This window comes from Enterobacter cloacae complex sp. 6730903 (genome assembly GCF_048283985.1).
In the GTDB taxonomy this organism is placed as follows: Bacteria; Pseudomonadota; Gammaproteobacteria; order Enterobacterales; family Enterobacteriaceae; genus Enterobacter; species Enterobacter hormaechei_C.
In genome coordinates, this window is record NZ_JBLVXX010000107.1 from 1 (window position 1) to 3,147 (window position 3,147).

Sequence of the window (3,147 nt, forward strand, 5' to 3'; positions counted from 1 at the left end):
GTTTTCATCTGTTTTATCAGACTTAGAAAAATGAAATCTTTCAATTCATTGATTTTAAACGCAAAAAAATTTCTAAATGATCAGAATTATAGGGTGCTCATTTTGCACAGCAGTAGGGGTTGACCATTCAATGGAAACGCTCCTTCGAACTGACCCGGAGAAATACGGTTATCAGGCTGGCCTGAGTCGTCTTCAGCGATTTCTTTCTAAGATCCAGTACGACTGGAGCCTGCGGGATTATATCGGTCGTAAAGTGTTCGAAGGCGGATATGTGCGTCTTCAACCCAATATCTTTTCTTCGTCCCTGACTGAACGTCTTTTTCATGCCTGTTGCAGCCTTGATTATGTTGAAGCAAGACGTGCGGCAGAGCATCGCAGAAAGCTACTTTCCGGCGAGGTTGACGATACGGCTTATAACCGTCGTATGGCTGAGCCACAATTTCGGCTTGTACAGGAAGCAAACGTGATCCACGTTGATTTCCTCTGGTCGTTGCACTGTTTCAACCCTCGCCCGTTTCGGGCAATTGAGATCTATCGCAGGGTCTGGGAAGAGGCCGATCTGGACCTTCTTGAGGATGAGCCTGACATGCAGCCTGTGCCCCGTACACCAATGCCAGCTCCACTCTGGATGAAACTGCCCGGAGGCCGGTTCGGTACAGCTTATGATGGACTGACTGATACGTTGCCGCTGATGACCTATTTTGACGGGCAGGCTGACCCCAGGGCTTCACGTAGCCTAAAGACCGGAGAGAGCAGTTCTGTCGTCGTGGCATTCGAGGAAGAGGATGAGCTGACTGTTGAAGAAGATACGGCGTCCTGGATTATCTGGCATGAATACGACGGGTTACGCCAGCGCATCGCTGACGGTGAGTTTACTCCAACGACTGCTGCTCAGTATCTTCTTCGTTATGGCGCGGTCCGAATTTCAAAAGGCAAGGGCGCTGTCTATCATCGTCTCGCACAGCGGGGACAAACCTTTTCCCGCCTGGGGATAGGCGACAGAGTGTCGCTTCCAGAGCTGGTTGCCAGTCGGCGTTTTAAAATACTCAGTGATTCTGCATACCGTCAGGTTGTAGCCCGGAAATTGCGTGGACAGATAAAAAAGTTCAGATTCTGGGCATGCGTAGCTGCCTGTGTTCAGTTGCACGTACACAACAAGACGGCACTCGGAGAAAGAATTTTAACGTTACTCGAAGGTGAGAGGGAACAGCAACAAGGTGCGATCCAGGCGAAGCTGAAGGCGGGAATGATGGATGCAGTTCTAACTCTGTGTAACCAGCGACTCCGGGTGAAAGAAAATACTAACCAGCCAGAGGAGTTCCGCTATTACCGTGCCGTAAGAGCTCGTTTCATGCGCCATTTATCTGAATGCCTTAAGCCAGAAAATGGCGGCGTTATCCGTGACGTTATCTGGGAACTGAGGGTGCTGAGCAGTGCTCACGGTACGACCAAAACAGGTTTTTACTATGTCGATAGCAATCGCCCGACAGCGAAAGGACTGTTAAACCGCCTTCTGATGAGGATGGTCAAGCAGGTCGTATAAGCGTCTGAAACGCGAAACACACGAAAATGGAGGGGTTATACAAAAAAAACTTAGCTTTGATCGTGATGTAATGTGGACATCATGTCCAAGCGTTGCTGCATCCAGAAAAGTAACTTTAATCCTGTTGATACAGCCCTTGCATTACCTGTTTACGCATAGCGTGGAAACGTTCTAATTAAACCAGACGAATATAAATTTAAATTAATTCACTCACCCCCGGAATCGGGGAACTAAACAAAAGGATCATCAATGCAAAATCAAAATACACCCGCTCAGGAAAAACACACCGTATACCTTTTTAATGCCGAACATGCTGACAAGACAGCCGCCAAGCAAGCCGGGAAACTCTTCACGCTGGACATTGAACACCCAATGACCCTCAACGATCTCTCGCTGCTGTGTGAGTCGGTCGCGGACGCTGTGGGAGCACCTGGCGGAATTAAATATGAAATCACAACAGAGCCTAATGGGGTTCAGGAGGAATACTGAATCAGTGTGGTGTGAGTCCATTTTAATTTGACGTTTCATGAGTTCTATCGAGAGGCTGAAGTATGACTTTGAAAATGGAAAGTTCCCGGACTTCCAAGCCTGAGGGGCCATTTGTATTAATCACTTTTGAGGGGGACGAATTTCTTTTTGATGACAGACATAATGTCGTCAAGATAAATGGCAGGCCTAAAAAAATGGATGTAAAGCGAAATTATTTTGAGTCCGATCTGGGAGAAGGGAAAGCGAAATACTGGACTTTAAATATCGAAGAGGCTCATCGGTTCAATTCGATTGATGAAGCGACAGAACAACTTTGTAAACTGAGTCGCCCTCATCTGATCAAAATTCGCAAAGTTGAGGGGGTATCTGAATGACCAAAGAGATGTTTTTACGCATTTTAAATGAGGCACAGGCTCGTGTGGATAACGATTCGCTTCCGCTTGATGTTCGTATCCGGTCACGCACCACGGTAAATGATTGCGTCATCCGGGCAGATAAAGAGGGGTGGCCTATTGAGTATAAACAGAAGGTCTGGGTAGATGCAGTCAGTGGCTGTTATCTTTAGCGGTTACTTAAGCCAGTTCCTGTGCCCGTGAGCTTAGTAAAGGCGGAAAATGATATGGTCAAGGTGATAAATATCAACGGGAATTTAGTTGAATTACCTGAGCCCTCAGCAAAGTTATCCAAAGCTGAATCACCTGATGGTAGGTTCTCAAAACCTAAAAATAAGATCTCTAAAATACAGCGAGCTGAGCTGCGAATGAAATTTGGGGGGCGTTGTGCCTATTGTGGTTGCAAGCTTCCTGAAAAAGGGTGGCATGCCGATCATGTTGAGCCTGTTCGACGCGACTTTGAACTGGTGAGAGCCCCTGTCGGCAGCGGCGTAACTCATGTTGCCCGAAGTACGGGTAAGGTTATGCACCCTGAACTGCATGCTATAGAAAACTTATTTCCATCATGCGCCCCCTGCAACCTTTTTAAAGGAGCTTTTAGTGTTGAAGGAATGAGAAAAGAAATGGCACTGTTGCAAATAGTCGGTGGTGATAAACTTATCATCCCCTTTTGCTGATGGAGCTGCACATGAACCCATTCAAAGGCCGGCATTTTCAGCGTGA

General features: G+C 47.1%; 5 protein-coding genes. All 5 read left to right on the forward strand.

The window, feature by feature from the left end; translation table 11 throughout:
- Window positions 1–130: 130 nt before the first annotated feature.
- The 5 genes from ACNQ0W_RS24875 to ACNQ0W_RS24895 all read left to right on the forward strand — a co-directional run bounded on the left by ACNQ0W_RS24875 (window position 131) and on the right by ACNQ0W_RS24895 (window position 3,101).
- Complete coding sequence (locus tag ACNQ0W_RS24875; RefSeq protein WP_022646499.1) at window positions 131–1,543, forward strand: hypothetical protein; 1,413 nt, start codon at window positions 131–133, stop codon at window positions 1,541–1,543.
- A gap of 249 nt (window positions 1,544–1,792) precedes the next feature.
- Entirely contained in the window at window positions 1,793–2,032 is a 240-nt protein-coding gene (locus tag ACNQ0W_RS24880) for a hypothetical protein (RefSeq protein ID WP_001180999.1), read from the forward strand.
- A 62-nt stretch (window positions 2,033–2,094) separates the two neighbouring features.
- Window positions 2,095–2,406, forward strand: coding sequence for a hypothetical protein (locus ACNQ0W_RS24885; protein WP_000172888.1), 312 nt, complete (start codon window positions 2,095–2,097; stop codon window positions 2,404–2,406).
- Window positions 2,403–2,597 carry a hypothetical protein gene (locus ACNQ0W_RS24890; protein WP_000159617.1) on the forward strand — a complete coding sequence of 65 codons (195 nt, stop codon included), beginning with the start codon at window positions 2,403–2,405 and terminating at the stop codon, window positions 2,595–2,597. The genes ACNQ0W_RS24885 and ACNQ0W_RS24890 overlap by 4 nt, the downstream gene beginning before the upstream one ends.
- A 54-nt stretch (window positions 2,598–2,651) precedes the next feature.
- The gene (locus tag ACNQ0W_RS24895; RefSeq protein WP_000241453.1) at window positions 2,652–3,101 is read left to right on the forward strand and encodes an HNH endonuclease; all 450 of its coding nucleotides are present in this window, start codon (window positions 2,652–2,654) and stop codon (window positions 3,099–3,101) included.
- Window positions 3,102–3,147 lie beyond the last annotated feature (46 nt).

Bases quoted from the DNA above. Each gene is read 5' to 3' on its own strand.
- ACNQ0W_RS24880 (WP_001180999.1), top strand. From the start codon at position 1,793: ATGCAAAATCAAAATACACCCGCTCAGGAAAAACACACCGTATACCTT.
- ACNQ0W_RS24875 (WP_022646499.1), top strand. From the start codon at position 131: ATGGAAACGCTCCTTCGAACTGACCCGGAGAAATACGGTTATCAGGCT.
- ACNQ0W_RS24890 (WP_000159617.1), top strand. From the start codon at position 2,403: ATGACCAAAGAGATGTTTTTACGCATTTTAAATGAGGCACAGGCTCGT.
- ACNQ0W_RS24895 (WP_000241453.1), top strand. From the start codon at position 2,652: ATGGTCAAGGTGATAAATATCAACGGGAATTTAGTTGAATTACCTGAG.
- ACNQ0W_RS24885 (WP_000172888.1), top strand. From the start codon at position 2,095: ATGACTTTGAAAATGGAAAGTTCCCGGACTTCCAAGCCTGAGGGGCCA.